The organism is Roseobacter weihaiensis (genome assembly GCF_020622345.1).
Lineage (GTDB): Bacteria > Pseudomonadota > Alphaproteobacteria > Rhodobacterales > Rhodobacteraceae > Roseobacter > Roseobacter weihaiensis.
Genome location: NZ_JACNMO010000022.1, coordinates 48,299 through 64,397, shown reverse-complemented (window position 1 = coordinate 64,397; position 16,099 = coordinate 48,299). Strand labels below are relative to the sequence as shown.

Annotated in this window: 26 protein-coding genes and 1 tRNA gene; 4 read left to right on the top strand and 23 right to left on the bottom strand. The window is 60.7% G+C overall.

Annotation, left to right across the window (positions count from 1 at the left end; all coding sequences use genetic code 11):
* Position 1: 1 nt before the first annotated feature.
* Genes H7847_RS19870 through H7847_RS19825 form a run of 10 tightly spaced genes read right to left on the bottom strand, consistent with a single transcriptional unit; the run spans position 2 to position 6,583 of the window.
* A complete protein-coding gene (locus tag H7847_RS19870; protein WP_227271226.1) occupies positions 2-340 on the bottom strand; it encodes an HNH endonuclease in 339 nt (112 codons plus the stop codon).
* Positions 337-1,029, bottom strand: a complete 693-nt coding sequence (locus H7847_RS19865; protein WP_227271225.1) for a dATP/dGTP pyrophosphohydrolase domain-containing protein — start codon at positions 1,027-1,029, stop codon at positions 337-339. The genes H7847_RS19870 and H7847_RS19865 overlap by 4 nt, the downstream gene beginning before the upstream one ends.
* A complete protein-coding gene (locus tag H7847_RS19860) occupies positions 1,026-2,192 on the bottom strand; it encodes a CHC2 zinc finger domain-containing protein (RefSeq protein WP_227271224.1) in 1,167 nt (388 codons plus the stop codon). Before H7847_RS19860 ends, H7847_RS19865 begins: the two co-directional genes overlap by 4 nt.
* On the bottom strand, positions 2,192-2,368 hold the full coding sequence (locus tag H7847_RS19855) for a hypothetical protein (protein WP_227271223.1): 177 nt from the start codon (positions 2,366-2,368) through the stop codon (positions 2,192-2,194). The genes H7847_RS19860 and H7847_RS19855 overlap by 1 nt, the downstream gene beginning before the upstream one ends.
* The gene (locus tag H7847_RS19850; protein WP_227271222.1) at positions 2,368-3,225 is read right to left on the bottom strand and encodes an HD domain-containing protein; all 858 of its coding nucleotides are present in this window, start codon (positions 3,223-3,225) and stop codon (positions 2,368-2,370) included. The genes H7847_RS19855 and H7847_RS19850 overlap by 1 nt, the downstream gene beginning before the upstream one ends.
* Entirely contained in the window at positions 3,222-3,569 is a 348-nt protein-coding gene (locus H7847_RS19845; protein ID WP_227271221.1) for a hypothetical protein, read from the bottom strand. The genes H7847_RS19850 and H7847_RS19845 overlap by 4 nt, the downstream gene beginning before the upstream one ends.
* Positions 3,570-3,572: 3 nt before the next feature.
* On the bottom strand, positions 3,573-4,457 hold the full coding sequence (locus H7847_RS19840) for a DUF6456 domain-containing protein (RefSeq protein ID WP_227271220.1): 885 nt from the start codon (positions 4,455-4,457) through the stop codon (positions 3,573-3,575).
* 11 nt (positions 4,458-4,468) lie between these two features.
* Positions 4,469-4,738, bottom strand: a complete 270-nt coding sequence (locus H7847_RS19835) for a hypothetical protein (protein WP_227271219.1) — start codon at positions 4,736-4,738, stop codon at positions 4,469-4,471.
* Positions 4,739-4,742: 4 nt separating this feature from the next.
* Positions 4,743-5,036, bottom strand: a complete 294-nt coding sequence (locus H7847_RS19830; RefSeq protein ID WP_227271218.1) for a hypothetical protein — start codon at positions 5,034-5,036, stop codon at positions 4,743-4,745.
* Positions 5,033-6,583, bottom strand: coding sequence for a DNA methyltransferase (locus H7847_RS19825; protein WP_227271217.1), 1,551 nt, complete (start codon positions 6,581-6,583; stop codon positions 5,033-5,035). Before H7847_RS19825 ends, H7847_RS19830 begins: the two co-directional genes overlap by 4 nt.
* A 296-nt stretch (positions 6,584-6,879) precedes the next feature.
* Here H7847_RS19825 and H7847_RS19820 point away from each other — a divergent pair, with 296 nt between their 5' ends.
* Both H7847_RS19820 and H7847_RS19815 read left to right on the top strand, forming a co-directional pair.
* Positions 6,880-7,116, top strand: coding sequence for a helix-turn-helix domain-containing protein (locus H7847_RS19820; protein WP_227271216.1), 237 nt, complete (start codon positions 6,880-6,882; stop codon positions 7,114-7,116).
* Positions 7,106-7,282 carry a hypothetical protein gene (locus H7847_RS19815; RefSeq protein WP_227271215.1) on the top strand — a complete coding sequence of 59 codons (177 nt, stop codon included), beginning with the start codon at positions 7,106-7,108 and terminating at the stop codon, positions 7,280-7,282. The genes H7847_RS19820 and H7847_RS19815 overlap by 11 nt, the downstream gene beginning before the upstream one ends.
* Here H7847_RS19815 and H7847_RS19810 read toward each other — a convergent pair.
* The 12 genes from H7847_RS19810 to H7847_RS19760 form a co-directional block, all read right to left on the bottom strand.
* Complete coding sequence (locus H7847_RS19810; RefSeq protein ID WP_227271214.1) at positions 7,279-7,641, bottom strand: thermonuclease family protein; 363 nt, start codon at positions 7,639-7,641, stop codon at positions 7,279-7,281. The genes H7847_RS19815 and H7847_RS19810 overlap by 4 nt on opposite strands.
* Positions 7,638-8,984 carry a DUF6538 domain-containing protein gene (locus H7847_RS27040; RefSeq protein WP_227271213.1) on the bottom strand — a complete coding sequence of 449 codons (1,347 nt, stop codon included), beginning with the start codon at positions 8,982-8,984 and terminating at the stop codon, positions 7,638-7,640. The genes H7847_RS19810 and H7847_RS27040 overlap by 4 nt, the downstream gene beginning before the upstream one ends.
* A 3-nt stretch (positions 8,985-8,987) precedes the next feature.
* The gene (locus H7847_RS19800; RefSeq protein ID WP_227271212.1) at positions 8,988-9,389 is read right to left on the bottom strand and encodes a hypothetical protein; all 402 of its coding nucleotides are present in this window, start codon (positions 9,387-9,389) and stop codon (positions 8,988-8,990) included.
* Between the two features lie 240 nt (positions 9,390-9,629).
* Complete coding sequence (locus H7847_RS19795; protein WP_227271211.1) at positions 9,630-9,848, bottom strand: hypothetical protein; 219 nt, start codon at positions 9,846-9,848, stop codon at positions 9,630-9,632.
* 2 nt (positions 9,849-9,850) lie between these two features.
* Complete coding sequence (locus H7847_RS19790; protein ID WP_227271210.1) at positions 9,851-10,054, bottom strand: hypothetical protein; 204 nt, start codon at positions 10,052-10,054, stop codon at positions 9,851-9,853.
* Between the two features lie 7 nt (positions 10,055-10,061).
* Complete coding sequence (locus H7847_RS19785) at positions 10,062-10,775, bottom strand: hypothetical protein (protein ID WP_227271209.1); 714 nt, start codon at positions 10,773-10,775, stop codon at positions 10,062-10,064.
* A complete protein-coding gene (locus tag H7847_RS19780) occupies positions 10,772-11,062 on the bottom strand; it encodes a hypothetical protein (protein WP_227271208.1) in 291 nt (96 codons plus the stop codon). The genes H7847_RS19785 and H7847_RS19780 overlap by 4 nt, the downstream gene beginning before the upstream one ends.
* Complete coding sequence (locus tag H7847_RS19775; RefSeq protein WP_227271207.1) at positions 11,059-11,427, bottom strand: hypothetical protein; 369 nt, start codon at positions 11,425-11,427, stop codon at positions 11,059-11,061. The genes H7847_RS19780 and H7847_RS19775 overlap by 4 nt, the downstream gene beginning before the upstream one ends.
* The gene (locus H7847_RS19770; protein ID WP_227271206.1) at positions 11,424-11,768 is read right to left on the bottom strand and encodes a hypothetical protein; all 345 of its coding nucleotides are present in this window, start codon (positions 11,766-11,768) and stop codon (positions 11,424-11,426) included. Before H7847_RS19770 ends, H7847_RS19775 begins: the two co-directional genes overlap by 4 nt.
* Positions 11,765-12,109 carry a hypothetical protein gene (locus H7847_RS19765; protein ID WP_227271205.1) on the bottom strand — a complete coding sequence of 115 codons (345 nt, stop codon included), beginning with the start codon at positions 12,107-12,109 and terminating at the stop codon, positions 11,765-11,767. The genes H7847_RS19770 and H7847_RS19765 overlap by 4 nt, the downstream gene beginning before the upstream one ends.
* Positions 12,109-12,234: a hypothetical protein gene (locus tag H7847_RS26855; protein ID WP_264479654.1), complete on the bottom strand. Its 126-nt coding sequence runs from the start codon at positions 12,232-12,234 to the stop codon at positions 12,109-12,111. Before H7847_RS26855 ends, H7847_RS19765 begins: the two co-directional genes overlap by 1 nt.
* Before the next feature lie 135 nt (positions 12,235-12,369).
* Positions 12,370-12,455, bottom strand: a tRNA-Leu gene (locus H7847_RS19760).
* A gap of 172 nt (positions 12,456-12,627) precedes the next feature.
* Between H7847_RS19760 and H7847_RS19755 the strand changes: the two genes are divergently transcribed.
* Positions 12,628-13,611 carry a complex I NDUFA9 subunit family protein gene (locus tag H7847_RS19755; protein WP_227271204.1) on the top strand — a complete coding sequence of 328 codons (984 nt, stop codon included), beginning with the start codon at positions 12,628-12,630 and terminating at the stop codon, positions 13,609-13,611.
* Here the strand turns inward: H7847_RS19755 and H7847_RS19750 are convergent.
* On the bottom strand, positions 13,608-14,411 hold the full coding sequence (locus H7847_RS19750) for an undecaprenyl-diphosphate phosphatase (RefSeq protein ID WP_227271203.1): 804 nt from the start codon (positions 14,409-14,411) through the stop codon (positions 13,608-13,610). The genes H7847_RS19755 and H7847_RS19750 overlap by 4 nt on opposite strands.
* A 224-nt stretch (positions 14,412-14,635) precedes the next feature.
* On the opposite strand from H7847_RS19750, the gene H7847_RS19745 reads away from it, so the two are divergent.
* Positions 14,636-16,069: an NAD(P)-dependent oxidoreductase gene (locus H7847_RS19745; protein ID WP_227271202.1), complete on the top strand. Its 1,434-nt coding sequence runs from the start codon at positions 14,636-14,638 to the stop codon at positions 16,067-16,069.
* Positions 16,070-16,099: the final 30 nt, after the last annotated feature.

Below are 16,099 nucleotides of genomic sequence, written 5' to 3'. Positions count from 1 at the left end.
ATCAGCCTTCCAGATTGAATGCGGGCGGGGCGGCCTTCCGGGCGATCTTGCGACGCTGGTTTTCCTCTGCCGTCACGACCTCGATATGATCGGGGTGGACGCAGAGCGAAAAACAACACGTGTGATCCCGATGGTGTCCCGGCGGGCAGGATTGACGCCCAAGGACCTCCGACGCAAAGCGGTGCGCGCGGACGGCGCGGCCGTTCACGTTAAAGGTGCCATATGGGATTTTATTGCCCCGCCCCTTGGACCGGCCGCCGATCCAGAACCAGCAACCGCACGGCAGGACGCGGACGTACCGCAGGAAGCGGTCGACGTCCGCTTGCGTCGCCTTTATCATTCCGCGTCGGCCCGCTCATGTGGACGGCAGCGCGGGCAGTATTCAACAAGACCCGGCAGCCCGGAGACCATGCCCGATCCGCCGCAAACGCAATCGGTTTTCATTTTGTTACCGCGGATATGCTCGATCGCCTTGTCGGGATCGGCCGTGCGCCAGTCGGGCCAAGTCCGGGCGTTGTTTTTCGCCATTTTGAAAAGCCATTTCGCGGCGATCGCCTCGGCGTTGTGACCGTGGCGGGCTGCGCCTTGGATCGCAAGCAGGATCACGTCGACCCATTCCTCGCAATCGTGCGGATCGGCTTCGATCTCGACCAGCTCACCCCTTAAATGATCGAGCGTCCCGGCGAGACGTTCGCCCGGCCCGAAGGTTTCAAGCGAAAAGGTGATATGATGCTCGATCACGGTCAGAAGGTCGAGCCGCGGCGTCACTTGCGCCAGCGCAGCCTCGGCGGCCCAATAATCAAAGGGCGCATGACCGACGACCTTATCGGCCTTGCAGCCTTGCCGAACCTGAAAGATCGCGTCGGCCGCGGCCTCGATCGCAGACCCGTCCACCGCAGGCGGATTGATCCAAGCCATGTCGGACAGCGCCGACAGAATGCGCGCTTTCGACCAGGGTGTGAGGTTTGCGGCGTCAATCTCGGATTTGATCGCGGCGAAGTCGGCGGGCATTTCTGGGGTTTTTGTCATTTAAGGAGTCCTTTCTTGGCGAGGTCGGCGAAGTCGTCGCCGTGATCCCAACGGTCGAGGGGAATCGCGAGGCTCGCGGCATGGGTGCAATGGGGGTTGATTTTGGCGCGGGCGCGCTCGGCGTTGAGGCGGGCAGTCTCGGGGCATTTGGTCGAGGGATCGGCGAGGATCATGCAGAAGTGAACCGGCTCGGCCGGAAGCCAGCCGGGGCGGTCGGGGCCTATCAAGGGGCGCGGGGACGGCAGGGCCTTGCCGGTCGCGGCGGATATACCCTCGGCCGGGGCGTCCGGGTCGGCCGGGCCGGTCAGTGCGCCGAGGTTCAGCGCGCATTCGGCGGCGACGTTGTCGCCCATATCCCGGCGAAACCGGACAAGCCCCGCCAGTGTGGTTTCGATCCCCTCGCCGACGATCATGTCGCCGCCCGGGGCGGGGGGTGTCAGGCGAACGGGCTGACCATAGATCGACCCGGTGCGGCCAAGGGATGCTTTGGGGATTTTGGTCCCATCGGGAAGGCGGGCGCGGGCGTTGCCGTCAATCCATGTCCGGTGAACGCCGATCAGACGGCCGCGACCGATCGCGGCAACCATTGCCGGGCCGCGATGGATGATCTCGCCTGACTCTGATCGGGCGGGCAAATTCGGGTGATAGCGCAAGGTTGCAGGGACGCCGCCGAGGGCGGCAATGTCGATCCCGCGACCTATCAGGTAGTCCGCAACCGGACCGATATGGTTCGGACCGCAGTCATGCCAGAGCCGCAACGCCGCCGCGTGGTGGCGCTCGGCCTTAGCTTCGTCCTCGGCCTCGGCCTCCGCTTGACGGGCGGCCGCTTCGTCCCGGACGCGCTTTTGCTGCACCGGGTCTACAACTCGGCCGACGCCGCCGCTGTCCGCGAGGCGCTTCACCGCTTCGGCGAAAGAGACGCCGTCCAGCGCCATGACGAAGTCGATCACAGACCCTTTTGCGAAACAGCCAAAGCAATAGAACTGCCCGGGGGTGCCGGGCTTTTCCGTCACATGGAAAGAGGGCGTCGCCTCGCCGTGAAAGGGACAGGGCGACCAGTAATCGCCCCGCTTGGGCGAGGATTTGCGGGTGTCCCATGTGACAACCCGCGCAGCCTCGGCCACAAGTGAGACCTTTTTCTTGACGTCGTCGGAGAGGGCCATCAGCGCCGCTCGCCCCAGATCGCCAATGCGCCGAGGCACAACAGGACAATCGGAAAGACGAATTTCGGGACGCCGAAGGCGCTCAGGATCACATCAATGATCCCGCCGAGAATGAAGGCCCCGACGATCCCGACGACGCCGAGGGCTGCAATAAAGAAGGCGGCGAAAGACCCCATCAGCGCAGCCCCAGACTGTCAGCGACCCGCAGGAAGTAGGCGGCCGGTTTCGTGGTCCGGCAAATGCCGTCCGGGTGGCCGTCGGACATGCCGGGCCAAGCGGGCATGTCCGGCATAAAGACCCGGGCCTCGGTATCGGCCGCAAGCTGGTCAACGCGCCGGACTTCGTCGCATTCCAGAATGAAGGCGGGCAGACCGAAACGGACTTCAACGGCGCGCGATATGAACGCATCGATGTCCCGGTATGCCGGGCATTGGCGTTTGATCGGGGACAGCATGTCGCCGATCAGATACTCGGGCGCATCATGCAGAAGCGCGGCGCGCTCCAAATTCAGGCGATTTTCGTCACTCCAACCCTCGTCAATTCCGATCGCCCGCATGATACGGAACGCGCCGACGGAATGCTCGGCGACCGTGTAGTCGTCCAACAGAGCCGGTCCGAAGCGGTATTGACGGGCGAGGCCGCGGGCGATCTCGGCGAGTTTGATCGCGAGAGGATCAGGATCGAGGACGTCAAGGTAGCCGGTGCCGGTCCAGACCGCGCTTTCGGTCCACCCCTCGGGAACATCCATGAACGGGGCCTCTTTGTCTTCTAGGTTTTGCGAAATCAGGGCCTCGGGGTCCGGGCAGTTTGTTTCAAGATCGCCGACAGACAGCTTTGCGTCGGCGGGCATGGTAAATTCGGGGGTGTCAGACTTTTCCGGCGCGTCGGGTGCTTCCGGCGTGGCAGAATTATCGACCGGTGCGTCCGTCTTCACGCTGCCGTTTTCATGCACGGGTGCGCCTTCGGGATGGACGGACCCGGAAAGGCTCGGGGCGGGTTTCTTGAGTGTGGTCGTGGGCTTTTTCTTGGTCATAACAGGAGTCCTTGTTTGTCGTTTGCAGGGGGTTGAGGTTTCGGCGGTGAGGGCGCGGGGGGTCGGGGCGGGGGTTCCCCGGTGATCTCGGCGACCCGGTCGCGGACCTTTTTCGGGTAGAGCGTCGAGGACCATGGGAACGGGGTGCGGGCGGCCGTTTGCATCCGGGCGATGCCTTGAGCGTTGCACTCGACCGATCCGCAGTGCCGGAAGGTTCCCGCGTTGCGGATCGCCGCCGGGCGCGCATCCTTGAAGCCCGGCCAGCCGAGACCATAAGGGGCAGGCTCTACGCCGCAGACCATGCAGGGAAAGGGGCGCGGCGCGAGGGGTTCGACCTTTGCCATGGGTCAGGCCGCATAGCCGCGGTCGCGGGCCAGATCGAGCGCGATCAGAAAGATCATTTTGCAGGACCGGGCGGGCCAGCCGAGGGACTTTTCGGTCGCCTCGAACCCCAAGCCGTCCACAATCAAAGCCTTGAAGATCGGGGGAAGTGTCTCGCCGATATTGAGGTCGGCGATTGCGTCCAGAAAACGCGCGGGATCGGTTTGCGCGGTCTCGATCATCGACCAGACAAGCGCGATATGCTCGGCGTCAAACTTTGCGGCGGACATGCTGCCTGACCGTTCCATTTGAGCGACCAGCGTCGAGCCGTATGTCGGGCCGTACCTCTTGCGGCTTTCGGCTGCGATCCGGCGTGCCGCAGGCTTGACAGCCGGGGGCGTCTCGATCCCGGCGAGAACGTCCGGGACGACGCCGGTCAATTCCAGTCGGGCGACCCGGACGGTCCCTTGTCCCGGCTTGCAGCGTGCCGCGCCGGACAGGACAAGACCAAGGGCGGCCGCGCGGGAGATCGTCGCGACCTGGTCGCCATTTTGCAGGACAGGGGATCGGGATGTCTCGACCCCGACCAGAATCGAGACCGTAGACTTGCGGCCGATAGAGGCGGTCGCGAGCGCGGCCGAAACTTCGCAAACAGACGTGCCGAGGTAGCAGAGCAGCGACGCAAGGTCGAAGCCGCGCGGGGCGTCGGTCTTGGGGGCGGCATACTCGCGGGAAATGTCGTCCCAAATCTGAGACCAGATCGGGCAGTCCCGCGCATCTTCAATTGAGCGGATGCGGCGCAGGACGGTAGAAGCGTGAACCCCGTCGGCGCGTGCGATCTCGCGGATCGGCTCAGTCCCTACGGTGTGGCGAAGATATGCGGCGGCGTGATCAGGTGTAATCGCAGGCATGGCGGGGGTCCTTACTTAACGACGGTGAGAGAGGAACGGGGCAAGAGATTGCGGGCGGTTTCGTCCGCATTGATCGAGGCGATCAGGTCAGCGACCGCTTGGACGTGGGCCGCCCAAGTGTGGAAAATCTCGCCCGGGCCGGGATTGTGCCGGGCCGATTCCAGTGCGGCCTCATCTGCAAGAGCGACAGCCAGCGGCCTGACCTTTGCGCCCCCATTGGAAACGACAATCGAGGCGGCCGCGATCAGCAGGCGGGGGCGGCGTGGATAGGGCGACGACATAGGATCAGGACTCCCGCGTGGTTCTGGTCAGAAGGGCGGCAAAGGGGGCAAACTGACCGGCGGCCCACACGCACCCCGCACGGGTCAGCCGGTCGGTTCCGTGATCCAGAAACCCGCGCTCGATCGCGGTCGCGCGGAAAAGCATCAGGTTTGCACCATCCAGACCGGCGACACGGGCCAGCGGGCGGCGCTCGGCCTCGGCCCGGGCGGCGGCCGCCAGAAAGTGCAGCAGCTTGGGGTTGGCAAAAGAGGTCAATTCCTCGGCGCGGGTCGGGTTTATGCGCAATGCGGTGTTCATTTTGTGATTTCTCCAAACAGAGAGGGTTGATCGTCGGTTGCGCTTTCAGCGGCCGACTTGGCCCGGGCGGCGGCGGCCTCGGCAATTCGGGTCGGGTCAAATTCAGGAAGGCGGGACCGGATATGAGCGGCGTATTCGGCGTCGCGCTCGATCAGGTGACAGCGGCGACCCTCAGTTGCGGCCGCCCAAGCGGTCGAGCCGGACCCGCCGAACGGGTCGAGGACAAGACCGCCGCGGGCCGTCGTCATACGAACAAGCCAGCGCATCAGGCTTTGAGGCTTGACCGTCGGGTGCTTTGCCCCGGCGCGGTCGGCTTTGCTGGCCTTGGATGAATAGAAAAACCGACCGAAAGAGCCGGTTTCATCAAAGGGGAACCGCTTCAAAACTTCGGTCGAACCGTCATGCGTCACGTTCGCAGGCCAGCGATTACCGTCCGGCAGGCGAGCGGCGTCGATGTTGAGGCCGCCGGTCCCGGTCGCAATCGTCTGGCGGGCGACAGACCCGGCGGCAAGGGGTTTGCGGGCGAGGACGATCGGCTCAATCGCGGGCTTAAGGCAGGTCCCCCACCCCTCCCATTGCGAAGCCGCCGCGGTTGCGCGGGTGATCTTTCGGGTGCGCTCGCCGCCCTTGAACATGCCGCTTTCGACATGCTCGGCCCACGATCCGTTATCAGTCCGGGAATATGTTTCCTCGCCGACGACCTCGCGCTGACCCCATGCCTCGCCGGGCTTTCCTTTGCGGTCATTCAGGCGATCGACCAGGTCCTCGATTTCGGCGGGGACCGACATTGCAAAAAGACTGTTGAGCCGGTTCCATTGGTCGGGCTTCGGAATAGCGGCCTGCGCACCTCTTGTCGTCCAGTGACCAGCCATGCCATTCGTCCCGAACACCTCGTCAATCTTGGCGTTCGTCAGACCGGCACGATCGCGAGCCTCGGCGATCCATGCAGTGACCTTGATGATTTCGGCGTGATCGTCGCGCAGCATGTCGATCCCGGCCGCAACGTCGTGAGATTTTGGAAAGCCGGTCCCGTAAAGCCAGCCCATCAACGGGCCGTCGGCCCCGGCAAGCGCGCGGTGCAAGCCTTTGGACTGATCGGCAGTGAGGGTATCGAGGAAGTCGGCCCAAGCGTCGGCGGTGTCGTAAAGATCAAAGATCGAGTCGCGGATTTCCCAACCGGCCGCCTCGATCGCGGTCGCCATGTGGTGGAATGTGCGGGAGTGATTGAAGGCGACCAGATGTGCGCCGGGCTTGGCAACCCGCAGCAAGGCGGCCCACGTCTCGGGACGGAAGGCAATGTCGCCGCCGTCCCATTCCTTACCCATGAAGCCCTTAGAGGATCGCTGAAAGAGGCCGTCGGTGCCCTCTTTCGCCGCGGCCGCATTCGGCCCGCCGAAGCGCTTCACGATAGACGCGAGGTGATACGGGGGATCGGTTACGATCGCGTCGAATGAGTTTTCGGGAAGCTCAGCGAGAACGGCGAGGCAATCGCCTTCTGATAGAGTGACGTTTTCGCCTTGGGGTTGATCTGCATCATGGTCGGACATGGAAAGCACCTCTAATCGGATGCCTTCCCTTCTGGACTATTATGTTGCGGGATTACAGTTTCAAACCATACCTGATTTGCAGGTATTTTTCCAACTTACCGGCTATATACGCTTGTATAACGGAAAAATTTCACCTGATCGGTCCAATTTGCCCGGAATAGCCTAATTTTTCCGCTTTGCCGAGTAGTTTTCCCCAAGGTTAGATGAATTATATGTTGCGGGATTTTCTCGCCATAGTAGAGTGTAGGAAATTCCCTAGTGATTTGCGACTACCCAATAATAGCGAGGTGCAGTCTATGACTGACAACGATAGCGCCCAACCTACAGTTGAGGCTCACGCAATGCAGATCGACATGGCGGGCCGTACTCTCGCCGATGTCATAAAAGACGTCGAGGCGCGTTATCTCGGCCATGTCCTGACGGAAGCGGGCGGCAATAAGCGCAAGGCGGCCGATCTCGCCGGACTGGCCCCCGATACCTTCCGCAAGAAACTTTCCCTCTACTCGATCCGGGCGGTGTTCAGTGTCGGTTAAATCCCAAGACCTTCAAGAGGCACTGCGCGTCGCCGCTATTCTCGTTGACCTCGATGGGGATATCTACCTGCCGACGTTTCTGCGCATAGAGGCCGAACTTAAGAACCGGGACGCGGCCAGATCAGCAGTCGAGCGGGCGCGCACCCTTGCCCGCAAGGCAGGCTAAGAGTCGCACCACTCGCCGGGAGACCCCGACCAGGTTATCGCCAGCCCCTCAGAAATCAAAACCTGACCCGCAAGTCGGCCGTCCGGCAAGCGCAGACGGACAAGCGGGCGGTTCCATCCATCGCGGCGGCCGGTGAACTCGACCACAACACCGCCCGACAAGAGCGACTCAAGTCTCGCCTTAGATTTTTCAGCCAAAAGCAATTCGGGCAGGCAGTCCGCCCGGTGACGCATTTCGGGCGCGTCAATCCCCTCGATCCGCATTCGGCCGTGTTCACGGGTCTTGATCGTGTCTCCATCCACAACCACAATCGGGTCCGGCGCGGCAAGGAATGTCGCAACCAACAGCGCGGGGATCAACTCACGCAATCCTCGGCGCGGGCCGGATAGGCGACCTTCTCCAAGACCCCCAATCGGGCAGGCAGAGCGCCGCCGTCGCCATACTTTGGTCGGGCGTATTTGTGGCCCAGAATGTCGGCCCGGATACGATCGTCGGCCCCGACCCGCTGCAAAGCATCCTCCATAGAATGCCGCAGGCTGTAGGGAGAGTGCTTTTCGGTTTCGCGCAGGCCGTGAACCCGAAGGTGTTTCGTGACGGCCGCCGACCAGCCGTTCGCCTTGTGGGCGTACCTCTTGATACCACCACGGGCGGCGATCCGTTTTGCGGCGGCGAGAGAGACGCCAAGCAGGGGGATTTCCCGTTCGGTGTGAGAGACCTTCAATTCGCGGCCGTGCGGGGCCACCCGGAAAAAAGGAATAGGGGCATCGACTTCAAAATCGGACAGGGGCGCGTCGGTGATTTCGGAAGGCCGAAGTCCGGTGTTGATCATCATCAGGAAAACGTCGGTCGCCTCATCGTTGAGCGACTCGAAAGCGCCCTTGGCGAGCAATTTTTCGGTGATCCATTCGGGCGAGAAAGGCGGGATGCGGCCCTCTTTCCCGGGCGCGAGTCGCAACCCCCTGAACGGGTTCGGCAGGGGAACGTCGGTCAGCTTCGACCAAGTGTCGATAATCGTAGCCAGCATCCCTATATGCTTGTTTGCAGCCCCTGCCGTGACCTCGCCAGACGCGACCCGCTTAGACCAATGCTCGCGATAGGCAAGCGCATGGGCGCGGGTGATCGAGCCGACGGGTAGCGGGTCCTCGGAAAACCGCGGGTCGTCAAAGATGACCTTATTGAAAACCTCGACCGCATGGCGGCGCAGTTGCTCCCATCGCTTCGCTTGGGCTTCGGATTTCTCGCGACGATCCACGGCCGTCAGGTCGCGGTATTCCTCGAAAACTTCCATCAGGTTCGGGGTGACGGCCGGGACAGCGCCCATAATGGCGGACCGGACCTCGGGGGCCTTGACGCTTTCGCCCTCGCGAAGCGACAGAAGCCGCTTAAGCAATTCCTGCAAGTCGCCGGTATTGAGATCATCGATCTGCCGATATGTGAATCCGTGGGCAGAGGCGATCTTGCGCGCGTTCGTATAGTGCTTGTGTGCCGCCTCGCCGTCGCCCGCGGCAAGCGCCTCCCATTGCGCCAGAAAAGCCGCCTCAACCTGTTTTGCCTTGGCGTTGGCTTCGTCTCTACTGTCCGTGTGGAGCGCCTGCCGGACCTGACTGACGGGCTTACCATCCTTGCCGCAAACAATACCCTTGAACCTTTTCGGGACACGCATCACGAAGTAGTAGCGGCCCCGATCATTGGTGATCCCCACAGATCAGCCTCCCGAGCAATCGCCCGCCCAGACTTTTGATCCGGTCGGGGCGATAGTGAGACGACAAGAGAACGTAGGTGCGGCCGCCTCGACAGCGTCGGACGCCGCGAGGAAAGAAGCCGGGGCGGCGGTGAGAGAGAGGCGGGCGGCCTCGGCGTCGGAGGGGTTGTAGAGATAGGCGGTCGTGAGTTGTCCCTCAGTCCAAGGGACGCGGGACAATATCGAGCGAACCTCATCGGAATCCGGGCCACTGTCGGCAGAGTAGATCAACACCCGGTTGAGATCAGGGGTCTTGAAATAGGCGACTTGATCAAAGCTGTTGCGGGTTAGCGTCACCCCTGCCACAACTAAAACTACAACAAAAGCAACACTAAAAAACATATAAACCAATACCTTGCGCATCATTCAGACTACTCCCGCGAAAGTGACCCCCCTCTCTACGTTGCGGGGTCTTGAAAATCAACTCGCAAGATCAGGGGAGAAGGATTCGAGCGAGAATCCACAAATTGAAAGCAAAAAACGCATACCCGACCGCCGCAGGCAGATAGGTATCCCACAATGGCCGGGATTTGTGGGGGCGGTGATCCTTCACGGGCCGATCGCAGGCGGCAAGACGGGCCTCGAAATCAGTTTTTTCAGCGCGTTTCATTCCTGATACGCCCGCAGTTTTTGGTAGAGGTCGCCGATCTGCTTTAGCATCGCCCGTGATACCTCCGGCTCATCCGAGCCGCCGTGATCCGCGTCGAATTGCACCATCTGAGAGAGTTGATCCAACCCCTCAAGCGCAAGATCGATCTCGCCGGGCAGAAGCCGCAGCGTTACCTCCGCATCTCCGATGTGGTGTCCATGAACAGTCTTAGCCATAATTAACACTCCCCTACGATCAGGTCATTCGCAAGTCTTACCTTTGCAACGTCCTCGGCGACGTCGCGTGGCTCAGCGCCGAACAGATCGGCAACAAGATGCGTCGTCAGATACCCGGCGATCCAGTCGGCCGGGTCCTCGCCGCCCGGATTGTCCTCTAATGCGATCCACTCGACCGCGTGACGGTATGAGGGGCGGCGATTCACTCGGCGTTTACGCGGCATAGCGTTGAACCTCATTAAGGGCAGAGCCGCCCCATTGTGCCGCCATAGCGGCCGCCATGCCCGGAAAGAAGCGGGACCGCTCGGCCGCCCGGTTTTCGCCGGGGCGGGCCTTGTGGACGCTATCGCGGGCGGTTGTGCCGTCGAGGGTCCCGGTCGCGGTCAGAAGCGGCAAGCCTTTCAACCAAAAGCACGTCCGTTTTTTCTCATTATCCAGACCGTCGGGATCGGTGCCGAATTGCCAAGGCTGGACAGTTTGGGCGAATTTCTCGTAATTCCGAATCCGGGCCTTTGCGTGCTTGTGCATAATCGGATTTTCGACAGCGATCCGGGGGACGTCGGCATTCCAGCAATCCGAGAACAGCGCCGCCCCGGCGTCCAAGTGTGCCCAGATCATCGCAAGCCGCGCCTCGCGATCGAGGGTCGGCCATGCGGCGGCCTCGGCGGGTGTGCAATCGGCCGGGGGGTTTTCCGGGGGTTCGGTCAACCACCGCGCGCCCGAGTTGCAAAGCCGGGTGCATGGCGGGTGCATAACCGCCAACAGGTCCCATTGCTCAAATTGCAGGACGTTGCGGACGTCGTCCTGAATGTGGCGATTGCTCGGGGTTTCCGACGCCTTGAGGTCACAAGACCATGCGTCATGCCCGAGGGCGAGAAAGGCGTCGCGGACGGTCCCGGAACACTCGCAGGCGATCAGCACCTTCATTGCGCAGACTCGCCCCTGATCTCGGCTAAGTACCTCTTACCCGCGACCGACTCATTCCAAGCATCTGTTTTGACTTGCGCGCGCTCGACCCAATCGGCAATGCGCCGGAGTTGATCGGGTGAAAGCATAATGTAAGAAAATTCATCCGTGTTGATAGTCGCCGCAGGGGCGCAAGCGTCCAACTCAGCCAAGAGCCGGTCGCCCTCGTAATCGAAAAAATGAAGGCGCTGGACTGGAAAGCCGTCGGAGTCCTTTTTTGCGGTTTCTTTCATCTGCCAAGGCATCATTGCGCACATTCCTTTTCGTGTTTCTTTTTCAAGATTTCGGACATTTCCTCCATTGACCGCATCGCAGCCCGGGCGCGGGAAACGCAGTAAGTCAATTGCGCCATGTCCGGGTCGATCCTGCGGGGGACAGGGTGCGGGCCGGACACGGTCGCGGAACGAATAGCCGCGTCAACGTCCTCGATCGCGCCGCCCTCGGGGGCGGTCGGGATCGCGCCGAGGTCGCGCAGGGCGTCGATCGCCGGGGCCAAAATCTCGGCGACCTCGGACGGGGTCGGCTTGTTCGCCCCGGCCGAGCGTTTCAGGTGCCCGACGATCTCGACAATCTTGTCGGCGCGGCCGCGGTTTGTGGGGGTGTCAAAACTCATTGCGCGGATTCCTTTTCTGCGATGAATGCGGCCGCCTCTACGATTTCTCGCCGGATCGCCCGGGCGTGATATTCTACAGGCCAGCGCCGAGGGCGTTTTTGGCGAAGTAGCTTTGAAAGTTTCTCGACGTGGTATCGGTTCAGCGATCCATGCACGAAAAGCGCGCCGGTCGCGGCGAGGCCCCGGTCGACAAGATCTTCAACCCGATCGTCCATCGACCGCTTTGCAGAGACCGCGCCGCGCGGGTTGAAGTATTCAAACAGAAGCCGGTCGCGGACTTTGAAGGCCGCGCCGTCGGCCGCCTCTTTCGTGATGTAGTCGAAGGACAGGCGGCCGCTCATTGTGCGACCTCTGCGGTCGCCTTAAGGGCAGCAAAGCCGCGCTCAAGATCGCCCGGATATGCCCAACGCCAAGCCTTGCCGAGGGTCCCGTCGGCCTTTGCCAGCCGGACCTTGTAGCATTGAATCCAGTCGCCGGACCATTCGCTGTATTTGCGAGACACAAAAACGACTAGGGCGCGGCGCGGGCCGTGCGCCGTGTCGATCGCGACCAGATCGCCCTCATCGAAGGTGTGAGACTTGGCGTCCTCAATATCGCCCCAACCGTCGAGGGAGTCGTCGGGGTAGCCATCAAAGGTGCGCTGGATTTCGATTTGCAAATGTCTATCGGTAAGGCGGCGCATCAGAACAGGACCCCCACCAAACCTTGAACCGTCGGAGCGATGTCGAAGCGGACATGAAGGACGAACGCCGCAAGGCCGAAGCCGAAGGGCAACCAAGTGTCGAAGATTGAGCGGATCAAGGTCATTTTCGTTTCCCGTTTGTGACTTAGTGTTGCGGGAATTGTTGCGGGATCACGCAACATTTGTCAACAAAAAAACGCCGGAAAAACAAGGAAATCCCTGTTTTTCCGGCGTTTAGGACATTTTTGAGAGCGGAATTATGGTGCCCAGGAGAGGACTCGAACCTCCACGTCCATACGGACACTAGCACCTGAAGCTAGCGCGTCTACCATTCCGCCACCTGGGCCGGTGTCGTGAATTTGCCGTTTAAGCTCAAGCAAGTGGGGTGTCAAACGGAAATTCGCGCGAATTCCTTGGAGATTTCTATAAATACCGCCAAAATACTGCGCCCATTTGCGCCTTGTTTCAGATGATCTACGAGGCTACATCAAATCAGCAGACGGCAAAAGAGGCAAGTGATGTCCAAACTGGTCACAATATACGGCGGTTCAGGTTTTGTCGGGCGCTATATCGCCCGCCGGATGGCCAAGGCCGGTTGGCGCGTCCGAGTGGCCGTTCGCAGGCCAAACGAAGCGATTTTTGTAAAACCATATGGCGTTGTTGGTCAGGTGGAGCCGGTTCTATGCAATATTCGCGATGATGCCTCTGTAAAACAGGTGATGGCAGGCGCCGATGCTGTTGTGAATTGTGTTGGCATTCTGGCGGAGGCTGGCAAAAACAGTTTTGACGCCGTTCAGGCTGGAGGCGGCGAGCGCGTGGCGCGGATTGCCGCGGAGCAAGGTATCTCGAAGATGGTGTATATTTCGGCCATCGGAGCCGACTCGGAGTCAAATAGCGATTATGCCCGTACGAAGGCCCTTGGGGAAGCGGGCGTTACCAAGCATATGCCCTCTGCCGTGATCCTCCGCCCTTCTATTGTTTTCGGCCCGGAAGACCAGTTCTTTAACCGGTTCGCGAGCATGGCCAAATTTGGCCCGGTTTTGCCGGTCGTCGGCGCGGAAACCCGGTTCCAGCCAGTCTATGTCGATGATGTAGCCAAGGCTGCCGAACAGGCACTGACCGGATCGGTCGAACCTGGCATCTACGCATTGGGCGGGCCCGAAGTGGCATCTTTCCGAACCTTGATGCAGATGATGCTCGACACGATCCACCGCCGCCGATTGATCGTGAACATTCCGTTCTTTATGGCACGGATTATGGCGTTCGGCTTTGACATGATCCAGACGTTGTCTTTGGGGCTTATCAAGAACGGAATGATCACCCGCGATCAGGTTCGCAATCTGGCCCGTGATAATGTGGTAGGGGAAGGGGATCGGGGTTTTGATGATCTGGGGATCGAGCCGACAGCATTGACCTCGGTTCTGCCTGAATATCTTTGGCGGTTCCGGCCATCCGGCCAGTATGATGCGATCAAGAGATCGGCCAAAAATCTCAGAACTTAACTGTAGGCGTAGACCAACAGAATCACGCCCAAGATGACGCGGTATATAACGTAGGGCGTGAAGCTCACCGTTCGCAACAGGCGCATCATCAGGGCCAGAGCCAGCAGCGCTGATGCGAAAGCGAACGCGGCAGCGATCAAGCCGTCGCGTGCGATCTGCCAATTCGCGGTGCCAACAACGTCAAAGCTGAGCACCACGCCCGATGCAAAGATCGTTGGAATCGACATCAGCATCGATAGCTTGGCGGCCCCTTCGCGCTCATATCCCAGCCGGCGCGCAGCGGTTATCGTGATCCCTGACCGCGAGGTGCCTGGAATAAGTGACAGGACCTGCGCCAGCCCCATGATCGCGGCATCCCTGATTGTCCATGTGCTCGCAGTGCGCGTTGTGGTACCTGTCTTATCGGCCCAATAGAGGACAAGGCCAAACCCCAGCATGGTCCAGCCGATCACGGCAACGGATCGCAGAATCTCGTCGAGCCCGGTCAGCTTGATGGCCAGCCCGGCGACAATCACCGGAACGGTCGCAATCCCGAGGCAGAGCGCCAGAAAAGCACCTTGCGTATCTACCTTGCCCTGCGCCAGACGTGCTGTGCCGGCGAGGGCGATGCGAACGTCTGTCCAGAAGTAAAGCACAACAGCAGCCAGCGACCCGACATGCACTGCGACATCGATCGCGAGCCCCTGGTCGGCATGACCTGTGAGGGTAGGTAAAAGCACCAGATGGCCTGACGAACTCACGGGTAAGAACTCGGTCAGCCCTTGTATCGCCGCAACGACGAAAAGGTAGAAAAGTGTCATGTGTTAGATCTCGCGCAGCGTACTTTGCGACTGTGGTATAAGAACAGGGAATCAAAGGAAATGCGTCAATTTATGCCCGAATCGGTCCTAAATTCCCGGACTGGAGCCTTAGTACATCTGGGTCAGTAGCGAATTTTTTAAAAGTAAGTCAGTGTCGCTGACTTTATTTCCCCTTTGAGTTCCCGTAAGGGTGCAATTCTGGAAATTTGCTGAGGATTTATGCAATGGCTGGGCAAGAGATGCTGAAGTTTGTGACCGTTGAGCGGGACATGCCCGAAAAGCGTGCGGCAGATACGCGTCGCGAAGACTTCAAGGAAATCTATGCCGAATACGCCGATGCGAAAGCCAAGGAGCAATCGAGCCGGTGCAGCCAGTGTGGCGTGCCCTATTGCCAAAGCCATTGCCCCTTGCACAACAACATCCCCGACTGGCTGCGCCTTACCGCGGAAGGACGTCTGCGCGAAGCTTATGAAGTCAGCCAGGCCACAAACACCTTCCCGGAAATCTGTGGACGGATTTGTCCGCAGGATCGCCTCTGTGAGGGGAATTGCGTGATTGAGAAGTCAGGCCACGGGACCGTCACCATCGGTGCGGTTGAAAAATATATCACCGACACCGCCTGGGAAGAAGGTTGGGTGCAGCCGATCTCACCCTCCGGTGAACGATCCGAATCGGTTGGGATCATCGGCGCGGGGCCCGGCGGACTGGCTGCGGCGGACGTGTTGCGCCGCGCGGGTGTGCAGGTGACCGTTTATGATCGTTATGACCGTGCGGGTGGGTTGATGACCTATGGCATCCCCGGCTTTAAGCTTGAGAAAGATGTGGTGATGCGCCGGAATGAGCAGCTCGAATTGGGTGGTGTCAGCTTTGAGCTGAATTGCGCTGTGGGTCAGGACATCTCTTTTGCCGAGATCCGCGGCAAACACGACGCTGTGGTCATCGCAACTGGTGTCTATAAATCGCGCGAAATCGAAGCCCCGGGTGTCGGAGCGGGTGGCCTGGTGCGGGCAATTGATTTTCTGACGGCCAGCAACCGGAAAAGTTTTGGCGATGCGGTGCCTGCGTTTGACAGCGGTGAATTGAACGCCGAGGGCAAAAAGGTCGTTGTGATTGGTGGCGGGGACACGGCGATGGACTGTGTCCGAACGTCGGTTCGGCAGGGGGCGACGAGTGTCAAATGCCTCTACCGCCGCGACCGCGCAAACATGCCCGGATCTCAACGCGAGGTGCAGAATGCCGAAGAAGAGGGCGTTGTCTTCGAATGGCTTTCATCACCCAAAGGATTTACCGGTGATCCCGTTTCCGGCGTCATGGTGCAGAAGATGCGCCTCGGCGCGCCCGATGCCACAGGCCGCCAGGCGCCCGAAGTCATCGAAGGCGCCGATTACATCGAAGAGGCGGACCTTGTCATCATGGCGCTGGGGTTCGAGCCGGAGGCCTTGCCCACCCTCTGGGACGAGCCGGACCTGCCCGTGACGCGCTGGGGCACGATCAAGGCTGCCTTCACCACGGGCGAAACCGATCTTGAGAACGTCTATGCCGTGGGCGATATCGTGCGCGGTGCAAGCCTTGTGGTCTGGGCCATTCGGGATGGTCGCGACTGTGCTGAGGCGATCCTTGAAAAACTAGGTGCGGGCGCAGCAATCGCTGCAGAATGACACTCGGATACCGACAATCAACAGAACGCT